This window comes from uncultured Enterovirga sp. (assembly GCF_964242715.1).
In the GTDB taxonomy this organism is placed as follows: Bacteria; Pseudomonadota; Alphaproteobacteria; order Rhizobiales; family Beijerinckiaceae; genus Enterovirga.
This window is the reverse complement of the sequence record NZ_CAXTAZ010000014.1, coordinates 1-17,795: the sequence shown is the minus strand read 5'-3', so window position 1 is coordinate 17,795 and position 17,795 is coordinate 1. Positions and strand designations below refer to the sequence as shown.

General features: G+C 69.4%; 16 protein-coding genes. 7 read left to right on the top strand and 9 right to left on the bottom strand.

The annotated features are described in order from the left end of the window. Positions 1-6: 6 nt before the first annotated feature. On the bottom strand, positions 7-1,863 hold the full coding sequence (gene ybaL, locus ACFE87_RS09285) for a YbaL family putative K(+) efflux transporter (protein ID WP_375459344.1): 1,857 nt from the start codon (positions 1,861-1,863) through the stop codon (positions 7-9). Positions 1,864-1,943: 80 nt separating this feature from the next. Here ybaL and ACFE87_RS09280 point away from each other — a divergent pair, with 80 nt between their 5' ends. Next, positions 1,944-2,216 carry a helix-turn-helix transcriptional regulator gene (locus tag ACFE87_RS09280; RefSeq protein ID WP_375459343.1) on the top strand — a complete coding sequence of 91 codons (273 nt, stop codon included), beginning with the start codon at positions 1,944-1,946 and terminating at the stop codon, positions 2,214-2,216. A gap of 17 nt (positions 2,217-2,233) precedes the next feature. Here the strand turns inward: ACFE87_RS09280 and ribA are convergent, their stop codons facing one another. Continuing rightward, positions 2,234-3,352 (bottom strand): GTP cyclohydrolase II RibA, encoded by a 1,119-nt coding sequence (ribA, locus tag ACFE87_RS09275; protein ID WP_375459342.1) that lies wholly within the window; start codon positions 3,350-3,352, stop codon positions 2,234-2,236. Between the two features lie 133 nt (positions 3,353-3,485). Between ribA and ACFE87_RS09270 the strand changes: the two genes are divergently transcribed. Both ACFE87_RS09270 and ACFE87_RS09265 read left to right on the top strand, forming a co-directional pair. After that, positions 3,486-4,982: a hypothetical protein gene (locus ACFE87_RS09270; protein ID WP_375459341.1), complete on the top strand. Its 1,497-nt coding sequence runs from the start codon at positions 3,486-3,488 to the stop codon at positions 4,980-4,982. A gap of 41 nt (positions 4,983-5,023) precedes the next feature. Further along, the gene (locus tag ACFE87_RS09265; RefSeq protein ID WP_375459340.1) at positions 5,024-5,374 is read left to right on the top strand and encodes a tRNA-binding protein; all 351 of its coding nucleotides are present in this window, start codon (positions 5,024-5,026) and stop codon (positions 5,372-5,374) included. 22 nt (positions 5,375-5,396) lie between these two features. Here the strand turns inward: ACFE87_RS09265 and ACFE87_RS09260 are convergent, their stop codons facing one another. From ACFE87_RS09260 to chlG, 5 genes are all read right to left on the bottom strand, one after another. Further along, positions 5,397-6,938, bottom strand: a complete 1,542-nt coding sequence (locus ACFE87_RS09260; protein WP_375459339.1) for an alpha/beta hydrolase — start codon at positions 6,936-6,938, stop codon at positions 5,397-5,399. 91 nt (positions 6,939-7,029) lie between these two features. Continuing rightward, a complete protein-coding gene (locus ACFE87_RS09255; RefSeq protein WP_375459338.1) occupies positions 7,030-7,422 on the bottom strand; it encodes a c-type cytochrome in 393 nt (130 codons plus the stop codon). A gap of 90 nt (positions 7,423-7,512) precedes the next feature. Next, positions 7,513-8,697 (bottom strand): geranylgeranyl diphosphate reductase, encoded by a 1,185-nt coding sequence (locus tag ACFE87_RS09250; RefSeq protein ID WP_375459337.1) that lies wholly within the window; start codon positions 8,695-8,697, stop codon positions 7,513-7,515. Continuing rightward, positions 8,694-10,049, bottom strand: coding sequence for a BCD family MFS transporter (locus ACFE87_RS09245; RefSeq protein WP_375459336.1), 1,356 nt, complete (start codon positions 10,047-10,049; stop codon positions 8,694-8,696). Before ACFE87_RS09245 ends, ACFE87_RS09250 begins: the two co-directional genes overlap by 4 nt. Beyond that, the gene (gene chlG / locus ACFE87_RS09240) at positions 10,046-10,960 is read right to left on the bottom strand and encodes a chlorophyll synthase ChlG (protein WP_375459335.1); all 915 of its coding nucleotides are present in this window, start codon (positions 10,958-10,960) and stop codon (positions 10,046-10,048) included. The genes ACFE87_RS09245 and chlG overlap by 4 nt, the downstream gene beginning before the upstream one ends. A gap of 123 nt (positions 10,961-11,083) precedes the next feature. Between chlG and ACFE87_RS09235 the strand changes: the two genes are divergently transcribed. Continuing rightward, the gene (locus tag ACFE87_RS09235) at positions 11,084-12,118 is read left to right on the top strand and encodes an alpha/beta fold hydrolase (RefSeq protein ID WP_375459334.1); all 1,035 of its coding nucleotides are present in this window, start codon (positions 11,084-11,086) and stop codon (positions 12,116-12,118) included. Here ACFE87_RS09235 and ppsR read toward each other — a convergent pair. Together ppsR and ACFE87_RS09225 are read right to left on the bottom strand one after the other, a co-directional pair. Then, complete coding sequence (gene ppsR, locus ACFE87_RS09230; protein ID WP_375459333.1) at positions 12,079-13,521, bottom strand: transcriptional regulator PpsR; 1,443 nt, start codon at positions 13,519-13,521, stop codon at positions 12,079-12,081. The two genes, ACFE87_RS09235 and ppsR, sit on opposite strands and share 40 nt — an antisense overlap. A gap of 28 nt (positions 13,522-13,549) precedes the next feature. Next, the gene (locus ACFE87_RS09225) at positions 13,550-14,410 is read right to left on the bottom strand and encodes a B12-binding domain-containing protein (protein ID WP_375459332.1); all 861 of its coding nucleotides are present in this window, start codon (positions 14,408-14,410) and stop codon (positions 13,550-13,552) included. Positions 14,411-14,774: 364 nt separating this feature from the next. Between ACFE87_RS09225 and bchF the strand changes: the two genes are divergently transcribed. From bchF to ACFE87_RS09210, 3 genes are all read left to right on the top strand, one after another. Beyond that, the gene (gene bchF, locus ACFE87_RS09220) at positions 14,775-15,287 is read left to right on the top strand and encodes a 2-vinyl bacteriochlorophyllide hydratase (RefSeq protein ID WP_375459331.1); all 513 of its coding nucleotides are present in this window, start codon (positions 14,775-14,777) and stop codon (positions 15,285-15,287) included. Next, positions 15,284-16,564: a ferredoxin:protochlorophyllide reductase (ATP-dependent) subunit N gene (locus ACFE87_RS09215; protein WP_375459330.1), complete on the top strand. Its 1,281-nt coding sequence runs from the start codon at positions 15,284-15,286 to the stop codon at positions 16,562-16,564. The genes bchF and ACFE87_RS09215 overlap by 4 nt, the downstream gene beginning before the upstream one ends. 1 nt (position 16,565) lies before the next feature. Next, positions 16,566-17,795, top strand: a 1,230-nt coding sequence (locus ACFE87_RS09210) for a nitrogenase component 1 (protein WP_375459329.1), incomplete at its 3' end; no start/stop codon positions are given.

Below are 17,795 nucleotides of genomic sequence, written 5' to 3'. Positions count from 1 at the left end.
GCGCTCTCAGCGGCCGGTGTCGGCCACAACAGGGTCGTCGGACCGCGCCGGGGTGTCGGGGGTATCGAGCTCACGGAGGGTAGAGGGCTCCTCCCGCGAAGCGGGTTCCTCCGGCCTGGCCGGAAGGGCGGAGGGCGCCGGCATATCGTCATCGCCGATCGCGCCCGACACGTAGGCCGCCATCCCGCGGGCGATCTCGCGTTCGCCGACCACGATGTAATCCGCCCCGTAGCGGCGCAGGTGCTCCACCTCGGCATCGGAATGCGCCCGGGCGACGATGCGCAGGTTCGGGTTCGCGGCCCGACCGGCCTCGATGAGGTTCGAGGCCTCGAACGGGTTCGGGATCGCGCTGATCAGCCAGCGCGCGCTGCCCAGATTGGCGGCATCGAGCAGGCCGGGCTGTCCGGCCGACCCGGCGATCACTTCCATGCCGTCCCGCCTGAGGCGCTCGACCGCGCCATCACGCTCCTCGATGACGAGAAACGGGGTGCCGGCATCCCTGAGCGACCGGGCGACGAGGCTGCCGACCCGCCCGTGGCCGACCAGGACGGTGTGGCCGACGAGAGCCGTGCGCGGCAGGATCGGCGCCTCCGATTCGAGATCGTCCGATGCGGCGCGGGGCAACGGGCCTCCCTCGGTCCTCGGAGCTCCCCAACGGTCGATCGCCGCGAAGACGAGCGGGTTCAGGATGATCGACAGGAGGGCGCCGGCCAGGACCAGGTCCCGCCCGGCTTCTGGGAGAAGACCGAGGCTGATCCCGAGCGTCGCCAGGATGAACGAGAATTCGCCGATCTGCGCGAGGCTTGCCGAGATCGTCAGCGCGGTCGACAGGGGGTGGCCGAAGGCCCGCACGATCGCGAGTGCGGCGAGCGACTTGCCGATCACGATGATGCCGAGGGTCGCCAGGACCGGACCCGGCTGCCGAATCAGGATGCTGGGATCGAACAGCATGCCGACCGAGACGAAGAAGAGGACCGCGAAGGCGTCCCGCAGCGGCAGCGTCTCCTGCGCAGCCTGATGGCTGAGCGGCGATTCCGCGAGGATCATCCCGGCGAAGAAGGCGCCGAGCGCGAAGGAAACCCCGAAGAGCTCGGCCGAGCCAAAGGCGCAGCCGAGCGCGATCGCGAGGACCGAGAGGCGGAACAGCTCGCGCGACCCCGTATGGGCGACGTAATGCAGGATCCAGGGGATGACGCGGCGGCCGACCACCAGCATGGCAGCCACGAATCCTACGAGCTTGAGGAGCGTGAGGCCGAGGACAGCCCATACGCTCTGCGGGTTCAGCCAAGCCGCGAGACCGCCCGGCGCGACCGGCGCTGCGCCGCCATCGGCCTTGCCGCCGAGGAGGCCCGCCACAGCCGGCAGAAGCACGAGCGCCAGCACCATCGCGAGGTCCTCGACGATGAGCCAGCCGACAGCGATCCGGCCCTTCTCGGTCTCGACCAGCCGGCGCTCCTGCAGGGCGCGGAGCAGCACCACGGTCGAGGCGACGGAGAGGGCGAGCCCGAAGACGAGGCCCCCGCCCATCGGCCAGCCAAGCAGCCAGGCGAGGCCCATCCCGAGGCCGGTCGCGATCACCATCTGGCCGACGGCGCCCGGGATCGCGATCGCCCGCACGGCGAGAAGGTCCGCGAGCGAGAAGTGCAGGCCGACGCCGAACATCAGGAGAATGACGCCGATCTCGGCGAGTTGCGGCGCGAGTTCCTGGTCCGCCACATAGCCGGGCGTGAACGGTCCGATCAGTATCCCGGCCACGAGATAGCCGACGAGCGGCGACAGCCGAACCCGTTGCGCGAGCGTACCGAAGATGAAGGCGAGGCCGAGGCCGGCCACGATGGTGGCGATCAGCGAGGTGTGGTGCATCGGTTCCTGTTCGAGGACGGGACCTTGCCCTTCGCAAAGCCCGCACCCATCTCATTCCCAACCAATATGGTTGTTAACGGGTGAGGAACAACCCTCTGCCGACACGCAAGCTCCAGAGTTCGGCCTTGTCGCCGGCCTTGTGCCGGGCGGCCCGCGGCCTTCTCGACTGGACCCAGGAAGAGCTGGCGGAACGGGCCGATGTCTCGCGCTCAACCGTTCGCGACTTCGAGAAGGAGAGGCACGGGCTCCAGGCCGCCTCCGCCGAGCAGATCGTCGCCGCCTTCGACAAGGCCGGCGTACTGTTCGTCGCAGCCGACGGCGTCGGCCGCGGCGTCCGGCTACGGGGCCTCTGACCCGACCGGACGCGGCCTCAATCGGCGCGAGATCGATTGCCGGCCGAACCCGGCTCGAGCTCGATCAGGTGACCGAAACGGTCGCGTTTCGCAGTGAGATATAGAAGGTTTTCGGGCGTCGTGCGCCCGGGCGAGCGCCGATGCGTCACGACGTCGATCCCGGCCTTCGTCAACGCCTCGATCTTGTCCGGATTGTTGGTGATCAGGTTGACGCGCCGGATGCCGAGCAGGTCCAGCATGGCGGCCGCGAAATCGAACCGGCGCTGGTCCGGACCGAAGCCCAGCATCTCGTCGGCGTCATAGGTGTCGTAGCCCTGTGATTGCAGCTTGTAGGCCCGGATCTTGTTCGCGATGCCGTTTCCGCGGCCCTCCTGGTCGAGATACAGGAGCACGCCGCCGCCCTGTTCCGCCATGAACCGGACGCTGGTCCGCAGCTGGTCGCCGCAATCGCATTTCAGGCTGCCGAACAGGTCGCCCGTCAGGCAGGCCGAGTGGAGCCGCACGGTCACGGGCTCGGCGATGTCCGGACGCCCGATCACGACCGCGATCTGGTCGCGCAGTCCCTCGCCGCCGCGAAACACCACGAACTCGGTCTCCGGCGCGCCCTCCAACGGGACAGGGGCGCGGCCGACGATCTTGAGGTCGCGCACCCGCGCGGCCCGGTAGGCGCGAACCGAGGCAGCCGGCACCCGCAGCACGGAATGGTCGACCTCGATCGAGCGCCCGAGCGGGATCGCGACCACGGCCGGCAGCGCCAGCGCGAGGCGGGCGAGTTCGAGCGCATCCTCGTCCAGGGACGAGGTCCCCCGGACCGGCGCGTCGATCCGGGCATCGATCGCGAAGGCGAGCGAGGCGATCCGCTCGGGATCGACGCGCGGCAGCGCCACGACCCCGTTCTCGCTCCGCTCGAGACCGAGCCGGTTCAGCCGGGCGGCCGGGAGCACGAGCCGCGCCCCGCCGGCCGCGATGGCGTCGAGCTTCGCAGCATGATCCGGGGTCAGGTCCTCGATGCCCTGGACGAGGGCAGCGTTGGCCGCGTCGTCGAGCAGAACAGGACGGCCCATGCGCAGTTCGGCAATGGCGCGCTCGACGGTGGTCCGTTCCGGGCTGTCCGAGAGGCTGAGGGTCAGTCGCATCGGTTCAATATGGTCGGAGGGCGGGAGGGTGCAACTCGTCCCGGCTTCTCGGGGCCTGCAGGGTGGTTCGGCTTTCGCCGTAACCGAACCGCAATCACCCTCTGTCAGGCTCTCGCCTTTCGACGGACGCACCATGAGAGCAGCCACGCTCGCCGCCCCGGATGCTCGGCAGGCCCGCCCTGCCTCGGCCGAACCGGGCTTCCGCTGGGCCGACCCGCTGCTTCTCGGCGGCGCCGTCCTTGTCGGCCTGATACTGCTGGGTGACCGTCTGCTCGGCGATTCCGACACGCAATGGCACGTCGCGATCGGGGCCGAGATCTGGCGTGATCGGGGGCTGCCCTGGACCGACACCCACAGCCACACCTTCGCCGGGGCGCCCTGGATCGCCAAGGAATGGCTGTCGCAGCTCCTGCTCGCGGGCGCCTATGCGGCCGCGGGCTGGCCGGGCGTCGTGGCGGTCGCGGCGCTTGCGCTCTCGGCCACCTTATCCACCCTGTTCGGCTGGCTCCAGCGCCGCCTCCGGGCGAGCGTCGCCTTTGCCCTCACAGCGCTGCCGATCATGTTCCTGGCGCCGCATGCCCTCGCCCGGCCCCATGTCTTCGCGCTGCTGCCGCTCCTTCTCTGGACGATGGGCCTCGTCGCGGCCGTCGAGCGCGGGAGGGCGCCCTCGCCCTGGCTTCTCGCACTCCTGGCGCTCTGGGCGAACCTGCATGGCAGCTTCACGATCGCCTACCCGCTGGCTGGCCTGATGGCGGCGGAGGCCGTGCTCGCGGCCCCATCCGGGCGGCGCATGGCGCTGGCCTGGCGGTGGGGCCTGTTCGGCCTGGCCTCGCTCGCGGCCGGTTGCGCCTCGCCCTACGGTATCCGGGCCATGGCGGTGACGGCCGGTCTCTTCGGCAGCGGCGAGTCGCTGCCCTTCCTGACCGAGTGGCAGCCCCTGGTTTTCGATGCGATCGGCCTGACGGCCCTCGCCTCCGCGGCCGCCCTCGTGGCCGCGCTCGCCTCCGCCCCGCGCGCCAATGCGGCCCGGATGGCCATCCTGCTCCTGCTGACCGCGCTGTCGGTGCGTCACACCCGCTTCCTCGACGTCTTCGCGCTCGTCGCGCCCGTGATCGCGGCCGCTCCCCTTCTCAGGCGCTGGCCGACGCTGGTCCCCGAAGCGAACGCCAATGGCGCGGGCCCAAGGGTTCGGTGGACGGCGCTCGCCATCCTGGGCCTCGCCGCCGTTGGACTCGCGGCGACGACCCGGCCCGAGCCGGCCGCGGCCGTCACGCCCTCCGCGGCCCTCGCGGCGGCGCAGCGGGCGGGCGTCGCGGGTCCGCTCTACAACGACTATGACTTCGGCGGCTTCCTGATCGCGCGCGGCGTCCCGACCTTCATCGACGGCCGCACCGACCAGCTCTTCCTCCAAGGCTTCATCTCGGGCGTGTACCGGGCGGTGCGGGCCGAGGATCGCACGGCCTTCGTCGCGCTCCTCGACCGCTACCGGGTCACCTGGGCGCTGGTCAGGCCGACATCGGCCGAGGCCCGGCATCTCGACGGAGCGGCCGGCTGGCGGCGGATCCATGACGATCCGGTGGCCGCGGTCTATGTCCGGGGCGGACTTCCCTCGGGCCGCGCCGCCCCGTAAGCGAGGCCTCCCGCCGCCAGAGTGACGGGACGGACACGCTTATGGCCACACCTTCCGACCGCATCACCTTCGACGACTTCCTCAAGGTCGACATCCGGGTCGGCCGCGTGGTCGCGGCCGAGCCCTTTCCGGAAGCCCGCAAGCCCGCCTTCCGGCTCACGATCGATCTCGGGCCGGAGATCGGGGAAAAGCGCTCCTCGGCGCAGATCACCCGCAATCACACCCTCGAGGACCTGCCGGGCCGGCTCATCCTCTGCGTGGTCAATTTCCCGCCGCGTCAGATCGGCCCGATGATGTCCGAAGTCCTCACCCTCGGCGTACCGGACGAGCATGGCGAGGTCATGCTGATCGGCCCGGACCGCGATGTGCCGGTCGGCGGCCGGATGTATTGACGGATGAGGGATCCGATCCTGCCTACCCTCCGGCCGCGAGCAGCGGAAAAGTGACCCCGATCGCCCAGGCGAGCGCAACGGCGTTCGACACGCCCGCGACGAAGGGATGTCGCGTCCGGCCGTAGATCCAGCTGCTGAACAGTCCGTGGACGACGAAGAAGAGCAGGATCACGGGCAGGATGATGATCAGGAAGAACAGTCGTTCGAAGTCGAGCGCGACGGCAAGCGCGAGCGAGAGGAGCAGCGCCAGCTTCGATGCCGCATAGCCGCCTCTGGCGCTCCCCCGCCCCCGCGTCAGCCACTCGTCGGCCAGGACATAGCTCAGCGTGCCGGCCAGCATGGCAACGACGAGCACCGACCGGAGGCCGCCCGCGACGAAGGAGGTGACATAGGTGTCGATAGGCCAGACGAGCCCGACGAAGCCGTAGGCGATGGCGGCCGAGGCGGCGGCGATGAGCGCGGCTCGCGAGGCCGCGATGCGGACCGGCGACGGACCTCGCCGTCGCACCCACAGCAGGCACGATGCCGTGAGGAGGCCGTAGAGCGCGAAATGCGCCGCGAGGTAATCCCCGACCAGAACCGGCAAGACGTTGGTCGGGACGAGCCGGAGGATGAGCGGGGTCGCGACGGCGGGTGCGAGGAGCGGCAGCCACAGGCGGCGCCATCCGAGGCCCGCACCCGCGGGGGCGGCCGCGACGACCGGGAGAAGGCCGGCCAGCGGCCGGGCCAGCAGGACCGCCCCGGCGAGCAGGATCAGGATCCAGGGCCCGCGCCGATCGAGATAGGGAGGATCGGTCCGGACGCGCGCGAAGGACATGTCGAGCCAAGTCACGGCCTCCCTGAGGCCATCCTGGCTGTAGAGGACGCCGACATATTCGACGCTCCCGCTGACCGCAGCCCGGCGGGCGAGCCCGCTCGCGACGTCGCCGTAGGTCTTGCCTTCCTCCGGCGTGGCGGGAGCGGAGACGAGTCCGACGGCGCGCAGCGCCTCACGGCGCAGCATGCCCTCCCATTCGCCCGAGATCACGAGCAGGTTGCGAGGGCTCGACGGCGTGACGGCAGGAGAGAACATCGAGACTGCGACTGTGGCCGTCGCCTCCGGCCGCGCCGCGGCGACCCGGACGACGATGTCCGAGGCCATCGAATGCCCGAGAAGCGCGAGCCGGCCATCGCCGAGGGTGAGCGCGAGATCGACGATCCGGGACGTCTCCGCGACGAGCGCCCTCGTGGCACCGTCCTCCCGCGTGATGCTGCCCGCGAGCGGCTTCGGATTGCGGCCGTGACCCGGGAAGTCGAAGGTGATGGCGAGATAGCCGCTGCGAGCCAGCGTCGTCGCGAAAGCCTGCATCAACTGCTGGGATCCGGCGAAACCATGCGCCACGACGACGGCAGGGCCGCGGGCGTCTCCGGCCGGGCGGTAGATGGTGGCAGGCGTGCCGGCAACCTTCGTCCGCCGCACCGACAATCTCTCTTCCGCTGATCGGATGGCCACGAGGGCGCTTCCCATCATGGCCAGAGCAACGAGCGCCGTGACGATCCGGAGAGTGCGGGCCCGACCTGTCATGAGAAGGCGGCCCTGAGCGGACCTCCGCGCTGCCTTGCCGACGGACCGGAGCCCCGGCCCGAAGGTCGAGGCTCCGGAAATGCGGTGCAGGTCAGTTCGCGACCGTCTTGTTCCCGCTCTCGTCGTATTGCTTCAGGAATGCGATCAAATCCGTGATCTGCTGCTCGTTCTTGAGGCCCGGATACACCATCTTGGTGCCCGGTATCTTGGCTTGCGGCGCCCGGATATACTCCCGGAATGTGGCCTCGTCCCAGGTCAGGCCGGAATTCTTGTTCGCGTTCGAGTAGGCATAGCCAGGATAGGTGCCGGCTTTGCGGCCCAAGAGACCGTTCTGAGCCGGTCCGACCGCGTTCTTCGCCGTCGGCCCGATCTGGTGGCACGCCCGGCATTGCGAGAAGACCTTTTCGCCGGCGGCAGCGTCCTGCGCCTGGGCCAGGCCTGTGCCGGAGAGCACGAGCGCGAAACCGATCACGAAACTCCGCATGGGCGATCTCCTCCAGGCCGTCTGCGCGGATGCGGTGACGGGCTTGTCGTGGTCAATGGACACGTTCTGAACTGGTTCCTGCGCCCTCGATCACGGAGTCACGAGGCGGAACAGGTGAGCCAGATCCTTGAAGAAGATGCGCATATGCGCGACGGGCTTCGCCCGAACGAGGCGCTTGTTCATATAGGCTTCCCAGGTGAGCTTCTGGACGTCGGCATCACGGCAGATGCTGACGAACCGCTCCCGCATCGCGTCGCTGCGGTACCAGAACCATTGCATGATCCCGAGCACCCAGAAGACGCGGCCATGCTCCTTCATGAAGCGGCGACGGGCGGCGCGGAGAGCCCGGGTGTCTCCCGTCTGCAGGAAGGTGTGGACGGCATCGCCCGCGAGGCGCCCGCCCAGCATCGCGTAATAGATCCCCTCCCCTGACGCGGGCGCGACCGCGCCTGCCGCATCGCCGGCGAGCACGACATCGCGGCCGTTGTCCCAGCGCCGAAGCGGCTTCATCGGGATGGGCGCGCCCTCGCGCCGGATGGTCTCTGCGGTCCCGAAGCCGGTGCTGTCCCGGAGCGTCGTGACGGCGCCCCGCAGAGAAAAGCCCTTGCGGGCCGATCCCGTGCCGATGCTGGTCGTGTCGCCGTGCGGAAAGATCCAGGCGTAGAAGTCCGGCGAGAGCTTGCCCTGATAATAGATGTCGCATGGGGCGGAGGCCGCATCCGCATGCTGCGGCGTCCGCACGATCTCGTGATAGGCAAAGACGTGCCGGACTCGATCGGCGCCCGGGACCCCCGCCTGTTTGCCGACAGCCGACAGCGCGCCGTCGGCCCCGATGACGCTCCGGGCCCGGACGGAGCCAGGCGCCCCGGATTTGTCGCTGTAGCGCAGGACGGTCACCCCATCCGGGTCTCGGTCGAGCCGCTCGAAGGTGCCGGAGCGCCGAACGGCGCCGGCCTCTTCGGCCCGGACCCGCAGCCATTCGTCGAAGCTCTCGCGGTCGACCATGCCGACGAAGCCGCCCTCGATCGGCATGTCGACGCGGCGTTCGGCGGGCGAGTGCATCCGGGCGCCCGTCGCGCGCGCGACCAGGATATCCTCCGGGATCGCGAAGTCGCGGATCAGGCGTGGCGGGATCGCGCCGCCGCAGGGCTTGATCCGGCCTGCCCTGTCCAGCAGCAGGGTTCGCAGTCCCTTGCCGGCGAGATCGGTCGCGGCGGTTGCGCCCGCGGGGCCTCCCCCCACGACCACGACGTCGAATTCTTCGAGGGCGGTCATGCGCTGGCTCCGCTGAAGGCGGGTGATGGGTCCGGCACTCGGGGGACGGCCGGATTCCGGCTTGGGTGGGCGGGCCGGAACACTCCGATGGCGAGATGCGCGGCCCACAGGAAGAGGATGGCCTGGGCCAGGAAGACGGTTCCGTAAGCGAGGCCGAGCGAGCCGAAGACGAGCCGGCCGAGGTCGCTGAGCGCGGCGCCGGAAAGGCCGCCGAGCCCGAAGGCGACGGCCTGCGCGCCGCCCCAGAGGCCCATCCGGACTCCCTCCCGCGATCCGCGGCCGGCGCCGACGAGCTGCATCATGGCGGCGATCGCCGCGATCGCGAAGGCGCCGTTCGCGACGCCGCTCGCGAAGACCGTGGCAACGAGCGGCCAGCCCGGGCCCACGAGGGCCGCGGCCAGGAGCGCGAGCGCGCCGAGCGCGGAAGCCAAGCATCCGCCCGCGGTCCAGGTCCGCATCGCACCGAGCGTCCGGCCGGAGAAGAGCGTGCCGGCGACCGCGACCAGGATCATCCCGGCGAGAAGCCCCGCATGCTGCGTACCCGACAGCTTCGTGGTCGCCCCGGGCGCCATCTCGAACACGGCCCCCGCGAATGGCTCAAGCACGAGATCCTGGGACGAATAGGCCAGCATCGACACAAACACGAACACCGCGAAGCGCCGCGCCTGCGGCTCGGCCCAGACCTCGCCCAGGGCTTGCCGGAAGGGCACGGCCGGCTCCTGGGGGCTCGGCCGGGAGAGCCGCGGTGCACCGTCCTCGATTCCCCAGACCGCGAGCGTCGCGAGCAGGAAGGCCGTCACGCAGACGCCGCCCGTGACCTGGATGAGGCGGAGGGGAGAATAGGGATCGAGCAGATGGCCGGCGGTCGCCGCCGTCACCACGAATCCGGCGATCATGGTGATCCAGACGATCGTAGCGGCGGCCGGCCGGCGGCGCTCGTCGACGGCCGAGGCGAGCAGGACGAGGAGCGAGGTTCCGGCCGCCCCGACGCCGAGCCCGATCAGCCCGAAGGCCAGGATCGCGACCGCGATCCCGGCGACCGGGTGAGTGGCCATCGCGGCCGTCGCGGCGGCCGCGAGCGTCGAGCCGAAGGCCAAGACGGCCATTCCGCCCAGAATCCAGGGCGTGCGCCGGCGGCCGAGGTCAGACCCGTAGCCGAGGCGGGGGCGCAGGACCTGCACGGCGTAATGCAGGCCGACCAACAACCCCGGCACGATGGCCGGCAGCGAGGCCTCGACCACCATCACCCGATTCAGCGTCGAGGTCGCCATGATGACGATGCCGCCGAGCGCGGCCTGGACGAGGCCGAGCCGGACGATCCCGATCCAGCCGAGGGGAGCCTTCTCCTTCACGATGGAGCGCCCATCCGGCTGAGCGCGAAAGCCGCGACCAGCATGCCAAGAACGTAGAGCGTCGTGCCGGTCGCGTTGTACCAGGGCGCCCGCTCGCGCGGTGCCGCGAGAAGCCTGGCCATCAAGGCCCCCTGGGCCGCAAGGAGCGCCACGACCGCCCCGCCATGCCAAGGCGCGTTCCAGGCAAAAAGGAGCACCGCCACCACGACCTGAGGGACGGCCATGACCCAGCAGGCGAGCCGGGCGGCGGTATCGATCCCGAGCGTCGCCGGAAGGGACCGGACGCCCATCCGCCGATCTCCTTCGACGGACTTGAAGTCGTTCAGGGTCATGATCCCGTGGGCGCCGAGGCTATACAGAGCGAGCGTCGCGAGAACGCGCCCGTCCGGGAGGCTTCCGGCCATGATGGCCGCGCCGGTGAACCAGGGCAGGCCCTCGTAGCAGAACCCGACGGCGGCGTTGCCCCACCAGCCATTCTCCTTGAGCCGGAAAGGCGGCGCGCTATAGGCCCAGGCGAGCGTCAGGCCGAGGATCGTCGCCGCGAAGGCCCAGGGCCCGAGCGGGGCGGCGACCAGGAGGGAGAGCAGGGTCCAGCCAAAGGCGATGTAGAGGCCCCAGCGACCGGGCATCCGGCCGGACGGGATCGGCCGATCCGGCTCGTTGATCGCGTCCACATGGCGGTCGAACCAGTCGTTCGCGGCCTGGCTGGTCGCGCAGACGCACGGTCCGCACAGGATGACACCCCCCAGGAGGAGCAACCAGCTGTTTCCGATAGCGCCTCCCGACGACACCACACCGCACAGAAAGGCCCACATCGGGGCGAACCAGGTGATCGGCTTCAAGAGTTCGAGCACCACCGCGAGATCGGGACGGGACCGATCGGGGGCAGTAAGGGCCGACGCGCGCTGCATCGAGTGAAGCTAGATTTGACAGCCTTGACTGTCAAGACAGTTAGACAATCGGCGCGTCGGTTGTGGAACTGGTCGTCAGAGGCTTGCTGCTCCATATGCAGGCCGGGGTGACGGGAGACCGGGATGGCGACGGCGTTAGGCAAGTGGCTCGGGATCGCGGCAGGCGTGTCCGCGACGGCGGTGGCGGGAGCCGTCGCCTATGGCCGGTACGGGCTCCCGCAGCAGTTCCCCCTGCCGCCTGCCCTGCCCGGCGAGCGCCGGGTCATGTCCCGGCGCGCCGGACCGCTCAGCTACTACGTGTCCGGCTCGGGCGCGCCCTTGCTTCTGATCCACAGCGTCAACGCGGCGGCCTCGGCCTACGAGGTCCGCCCCCTGTTCGAGGCGCTGTGCGCAGAGCGCCGCGTCTATGCGGTCGACCTGCCCGGCTTCGGCTTCTCCGACCGCTCGGACCGGTCCTACAAGCTAGGCCTGTATATCGACGCCCTGCACGACATGGTGGACGAGATCGCGGCCGATTCGGGCCTGGGCGCCATCGACGCGCTCGCCTTGTCGCTCTCGGGCGAGTTCCTCGGGCGCGCCGCCGTCGGGCGGCCAGAGGCTTTCCGCACGCTATGCCTCGTGACTCCGACCGGTTTCGAGCATGGAGCGGACGCGAGACGCGGACCGAATGGCACAGGCCGCGAGGTCCGGGGCCTGCATGCCACGCTGAGCGTGCCGGTCTGGAGCCGCGGACTCTACAATCTGCTGGTCACGCGGCCGAGCATCCGCTTCTTCCTCGAGAAGACCTGGGGCTCGAAGCATATCGACGAGGGTCTCCTCGCCTACGACTATCTGACCACGCACCAGCCGGGTGCCCAGCATGCGCCCTATGCCTTCGTGTCCGGAAAGCTCTTCTCGGGCGACATCCGGACGATCTACGAGCAGATCGAGCGGCCGGTCCTGCTGCTGCACGGGACGCGCGGAGAATTCCAGGATTTCGCGGAGGCGGACTGGATCGAGGACCGGCCGAACTGGCGCCGGGTCGCGCTGGATGCCGGAGCGCTCGCGCATTTCGAGGTCCTGCCCGACATGCTGCGGCACTACCGGAGATTTCTGGCCAATCCGCCGGGCGAGGCTGCTCAGTCCTCGTCGTCCCCGTCCAGGTCGCCGAGGCCGTAGCGGCGCAGCTTGGCATAGAGGCTCTGCCGGCTCAGCCCCAGCATCTCGGCGGCGGAGGCCCGGTTGTCGGCCGTGAGTTCGAGCGCAGCCTCGATGCAGAGGCGTTCGACGACGTCGGTCGTCTCCCGGACCAGGTCTTTGAGGGAGACCCGGCCGACGAGTTCAGTCAGCTGCGACACCGATTGCTGCACCTCGCCCGACCGCGCGACGTCGTGAGCCTGCCGGCGTCCGGCATGACGAATCGTGAAGCCGAAACAGGGCTGATCGCCCGTCGCGACCGACACCGCCGAGACCTCGACATCCTCCGCCGAACCGTATTCGCCGCGCACCACCGTCATGAAGCGCTGAACCGATCCGTGCTCGCGCAGCGACGCCACGAGGACGTTGAAGTCGACCCCGGAGCGGCCAAGCCAGCGATCCAGCGGCTCGCCCCGCGCAAGCTCCTCGGATGCGAGCTGCGTCATGTCGAGGAAGGCCCGGTTGACGGTCAGAATACGGCGGTCGAGGCCGGCCACCACGAAACCGTCGGGCAGGTTCTCGACGACACTGAGAAGACGGGACTTGGTCCGCGGTACGATGATCGCGCCGGAGCCAACCTGGAGGGCGCCGAGGCGGACCAGGAAATGCGAGGACCTGTCCTGCCGAAACAGGGACGCCGTCACCCGCAGCTCACGGTCGGTACCGGCGAGGCGCGCCTGAATGTCCTGGCCCCGTCCGGCGGCTCTCACGGTCGCGAGAAGCGCCCGCACCTCGTCATGGCTCGCAGGCTCGAAGATGTCGGTCATCGACTTTCCGACGAGCCGTTGCGTATCGGTCCCGATGAGATCGGCCGTGGCCGGGTTGGCATCGATCACCTTCAAGTTTGCGGCATCGACGATGACCACGGCCTCGGAGGCGAGATGGAACAGGAGCCGGTACCGGGTCTCCGCATGGCGAAGACGCGAATACTCGCGCTCCATCGATTGCTGGGCCTCGACGAGGCGTTGCTGCAGCACGGCAACGGGACGGAGGTCCCGCCCCACGGCCACGATGCGGCCACCCTCGCCCACCGGCACGGCGGAATACAGGACCGGGATATCGGTTCCGCCGAGGACCGGGTGATTGACCTGCCGGGGGCGGGGCGACTCGCCGCCCGCATCCGCGAGCATGGCCTCGACCTTGGCCCGGCTCTCGACCGTGACCGTGTCGATCCAGGGCCGGCCGACCCATTCGTCCTTGCCGAGTTCCGCAAGCTCTTCGCTGTGCGACGCCACGTCCTCGACCACACCGTCGGCGTCGATGATGATCGCGACGTCCGTCGCTGCCGCGATGAGCTTTCCCACGACATCGGCGCCGATCTGTCCCAGCGAATGCGCTGGCGTCCGGAACTGTGTCACGAGCTTGCCGGTACCGAGGGTCTCCATGAACGGCTTTCTCGTCTGGCTGTCCCTCTCAGCAGCGCGCAAGGTCGAATCCCAGGCAAGCGTCGGCCCGACGGAGGGCGTCGGGCGCGTCGGACGCCGCGACGTCGGCACCGATCAGAGTAGCATGATCGGGATGATCCACGAAGTAGCGCCCGCCTACCATCATCAGGACAGATCGGTTTTTCGACGCGGCCCGGAGGGCGGGGATAAGGGCCCGAACAGGCTCGTACAAGACGTCCGAACTCAGAGACAAGCCGATCGCGTCGAACCGTTCCTCTCGCGCCAGGCGCAACAATTCGTTCCGGTCGTGCGCCCCGCCCCCGCTGACGTCCCAGCCCGCACGTCGAAAGAAACTCTCCAGCATGGAGAGCCCGAAGCTGTGCTGCTCGCCGGGGACTGACGCGAGGAGGATCCGACCCCGCACATGGAGGCGGTCCTCGTCTTCGAAGCTCGGGCTCAGGTCGCGAAGCACCTGCTGCAGCCGCGAGAGTCCGATGGTCACGTCGGTGAAGCTGCACAGGTCCGCCGCCCACATGTCCCCGAGGAGACGGGCGGTCGGCCCGAGAAGATGGAGGAAGACGTCTTCGAGCGAATGCCCCGCCTCCCGGATGGCCCCGGCGTAGCTCAGTACCCCGGCGACCTCGTCCTCGAGGACGATGCGGGTGAAATCCCGGACGTCGGCGGGCGTCAGGGCCGGTTGCGGGACGGTCCCCTCTTCCGGCTCCGCGATATGCGTGAGGAGGAGGCGCGGGATGATCTCCGTCTCGATCATGCGCGACAATCGGCGGGGTGCCTCCCGGGCTTCGAGCCGCGCCGACAATCCCGGCACGGACAGGCAGCGATCCAGCGCCTCCTGTTCGGCCGGCCCCCAGGTCACTCCCGACCTCATGACACCCACGTTTCCCATGAGCCCCTCCACACCCCCATCCATCGGGACGGGGTACCGGGGCAAAGACCGCGCAGAACCTCAGACGTCGAAGAGGAAAGAAAGCGCGTTCTCGACCTGGTTTCTCGCTTCTGACTTCGCGGTTGTCCAAAACTAAACACGCTTCGCCGGCCACCGCCAGAGACGAAATTCGCTGCGCTGCACAAAGCCGAACGGTGGTGGTGGTCACGGCTGGCCTGCCCTCCGTAAGGCTGCATGCCGAATGTCAACTCAGATTGACGTAAAGCTAGATTGACAGTCAAGCGCCACGCGAATTACGTTCGCCGTCACGGGTCGAGCGAACGGTCCCGGGAGGCGCGTTTCCAGCATGAGCCGTCGCGAGACCGAACGGTTCCCAGGTGCCCCGGCCCTCTACAGCCCGGAGGAGCGACTGAGGCGGGACGCCTCCGTCTGGACCCTCGTCCAGGGCATCCTCGCCCCGGTCCAGTTCCTGATCTTTCTGGTGAGCCTGGCGCTGGTCGTGCGCTTCCTCCTGACCGGTGACGGCCTCGAAGCCGCGATGATCTCGGTCGTCGTGAAGACCCTCGCTCTCTATGCCATCATGATCACGGGCTCTATCTGGGAACACGATGTCTACGGCCAATATCTCTTCGCTCCGGCCTTCTTCTGGGAAGACGTGGTCAGCATGCTGGTCCTGGCTCTGCACACGGCTTACCTGGCGTCTGCCGTGGCGGGCAGTCTCGGCCCGCGCGAACTCATGATCTTGGCACTGGCCGCCTATGCCAGCTACGTCGTCAATGCTGGCCAGTTCTTGTGGAAATTGCGGGTTGCACGGCTCCAGGGTGCTGGTGCCGGCACAATCGCGGGGGCGGCCGCATGAGCGCCCGTGTCGCCGCTCCGGGCGCGAGCTCCGTGGAGCGGCCGGTCCTGCGGGAGCGGGGCCAGCGCGAGGTGTTTTGCGGCCTCACCGGAATCGTGTGGCTGCACCGCAAAATCCAGGACGCCTTCTTCCTCGTCGTCGGCTCGCGGACCTGCGCGCATCTCCTGCAATCCGCCGCCGGCGTGATGATCTTCGCAGAGCCGCGTTTCGCGACGGCGATCCTGCAGGAGAAAGACCTCGCCGGCCTTGCCGACGCCAACGACGAACTCGACGCGGTCGTCACCCGGCTTCTCGAGCGGCGGCCGGACATCCGGCTTCTCTTCCTGGTCGGCTCCTGCCCGTCCGAGGTGATCAAGCTCGACCTCGCCCGCGCCGCGCAGCGTCTGTCGAAGACCTTCGCGCCAGACGTGCGCGTGCTGAATTACTCCGGCAGCGGCATCGAGACGACCTTCACGCAGGGCGAGGATGCGTGCCTCGCGGCGCTCGTGCCGGATTGCCCCGACGCGGGCGACGATGCGGCCCCCTCCCTTCTCGTCGTCGGCGCGCTCGCCGACGTGGTCGAGGACCAGTTCCGGCGTCTTTTCGACGAACTCGGGATCGGACCGGTGCATTTCCTGCCGCCCCGCAAGGCGGCCGACCTGCCGCCCGTCGGCCAGAATACCCGCATGCTGCTGGCCCAGCCCTTCCTGGCCGACACCGCGCGGGCCCTCGAAGAGCGTGGCGCCCGCCGCCTGCCGGCTCTGTTTCCCCTCGGGGCCGAGGGCACGACCGCTTGGTTCAAGGCCGCCGCCGATGCCTTCGGGATACCGGCCGAGCACTTTCGCACGGTCATCGCGCTGCCGGAAGCGCGCGCTCGCCGGGGATTGGAGCGCTACCGGGCCGAACTCGGGGGAAGGCGACTCTTCCTGTTCCCCGATTCGCAGCTCGAACTCCCGATCGCCCGCATGCTGTCGCGCGAACTCGGCATGCGGATCGTCGAGGTCGGGACCCCCTTCCTGCACCGACAGCATATGGAGGACGAACTCCGACTCCTGCCCGCCGACGCTCTGCTGAGCGAGGGCCAGCATGTCGACAAGCAGCTCGACCGCTGCCGCGCCGCCCGGCCGGATCTCGTCGTGTGCGGGCTCGGCCTCGCCAACCCGCTCGAGGCGGAGGGCCTGACCACCAAGTGGTCCATCGAACTCGTCTTCACGCCGATCCAGGGCTACGAGCAGGCCGGCGACTTGGCCGAGTTGTTCGCCCGTCCCCTGGTCCGGCGGACCCGCCTGGTGGCCTGACATGCAGCTCGCGGTGTGGACATACGAGGCGCCGCCGCATGTAGGCGCGATGCGGGTCGCGACCGCGATGGAGGGGCTGCATTACGTGCTGCACGCCCCCCAGGGCGACACCTATGCCGACCTCCTCTTCACGATGATCGAGCGGCTGCCGAAGCGGCCGCCCGTCACCTACACGACCTTCCAGGCGCGCGACCTCGGCTCCGACACGGCGCAGCTCTTCAAGGATGCGGCGGCGGACGCCTACGAGCGCTTCCGTCCCGAGGCGATGATCGTCGGAGCCTCCTGTACGGCCGAGCTGATCCAGGACGATCCGGGCGGCCTCGCCCGCGCGCTCGCGCTGCCGATCCCGGTGATCCCGCTCGAGCTCCCGGCCTACCAGAAGAAGGAGAATTGGGGCGCGGCGGAGACGTTTTACCAGCTGGTCCGGACGCTGGCCGCGCCCCGCCTCTCCCCTTCAGCGGGAGAGGTCGAGTCAGCCGCGGCAGCGGGTGACCGGGTGAGGGGAGCCACGGCATCCGGAGAGGTCGCCCCCCTCTCCCGGTCGGCTGGCGCCGACTCGACCTCTCCCGCTGAAGAGGAGAGGTCAGGCCGCCCCCGCTGCAACATCCTCGGCCCGACGGCGCTCGGCTTCCGGCATCGCGACGACGTCGCCGAGATCACCCGTCTTCTCGGCATTCTCGGAATCGACGTGAATGTCACGGCGCCCCTTGGCGCGCGCCCGGCCGATCTCGCGCGGCTCGGCGATGCCGATTTCAACGTCGTGCTCTATCCCGAGGTCGCCGCGACGGCGGCGCGCTGGCTCGAGAAGACCTACGGCCAGCCCTCGACCAAGACGGTTCCGATCGGCGTGATGGCCACCCGCGACTTCGTTGCGGAAGTCGCGAAGCTCGCCGACGTTGATCCGGCGCCCGCCCTCGCCGGTTCGCCCTCCCGCCTGCCCTGGTATTCGCGCTCGGTCGATTCGACCTACCTGACCGGCAAGCGGGTCTTCATCTTCGGCGATGCGACCCATGCGATCGCGGCCGCCCGGATCGCAGCGGCCGAACTCGGCTTCGCGGTGGTCGGCCTCGGCACCTACAGCCGGGAGATGGCGCGCGAGGTTCGCGAGGCCGCCAAAGTCCACGGCCTCGATGCTCTGATCACCGACGATTACCTCGAGGTCGAGGCCCGCATCGTCGAGCTGCAGCCGGAGCTCGTGCTCGGCACCCAGATGGAGCGCCACGTCGCGAAA

Coding starts and splice junctions, on each gene's coding strand:
- ACFE87_RS09235 (WP_375459334.1), top strand. CDS start 11,084: ATGGCGACGGCGTTAGGCAAGTGGCTCGGGATCGCGGCAGGCGTGTCC.
- ACFE87_RS09250 (WP_375459337.1), bottom strand. CDS start 8,697: ATGACCGCCCTCGAAGAATTCGACGTCGTGGTCGTGGGGGGAGGCCCC.
- ACFE87_RS09255 (WP_375459338.1), bottom strand. CDS start 7,422: ATGCGGAGTTTCGTGATCGGTTTCGCGCTCGTGCTCTCCGGCACAGGC.
- ACFE87_RS09270 (WP_375459341.1), top strand. CDS start 3,486: ATGAGAGCAGCCACGCTCGCCGCCCCGGATGCTCGGCAGGCCCGCCCT.
- ribA (WP_375459342.1), bottom strand. CDS start 3,352: ATGCGACTGACCCTCAGCCTCTCGGACAGCCCGGAACGGACCACCGTC.
- ppsR (WP_375459333.1), bottom strand. CDS start 13,521: ATGGAGACCCTCGGTACCGGCAAGCTCGTGACACAGTTCCGGACGCCA.
- ybaL (WP_375459344.1), bottom strand. CDS start 1,863: ATGCACCACACCTCGCTGATCGCCACCATCGTGGCCGGCCTCGGCCTC.
- bchF (WP_375459331.1), top strand. CDS start 14,775: ATGAGCCGTCGCGAGACCGAACGGTTCCCAGGTGCCCCGGCCCTCTAC.
- chlG (WP_375459335.1), bottom strand. CDS start 10,960: ATGCAGCGCGCGTCGGCCCTTACTGCCCCCGATCGGTCCCGTCCCGAT.
- ACFE87_RS09260 (WP_375459339.1), bottom strand. CDS start 6,938: ATGACAGGTCGGGCCCGCACTCTCCGGATCGTCACGGCGCTCGTTGCT.
- ACFE87_RS09215 (WP_375459330.1), top strand. CDS start 15,284: ATGAGCGCCCGTGTCGCCGCTCCGGGCGCGAGCTCCGTGGAGCGGCCG.
- ACFE87_RS09225 (WP_375459332.1), bottom strand. CDS start 14,410: ATGAGGTCGGGAGTGACCTGGGGGCCGGCCGAACAGGAGGCGCTGGAT.
- ACFE87_RS09265 (WP_375459340.1), top strand. CDS start 5,024: ATGGCCACACCTTCCGACCGCATCACCTTCGACGACTTCCTCAAGGTC.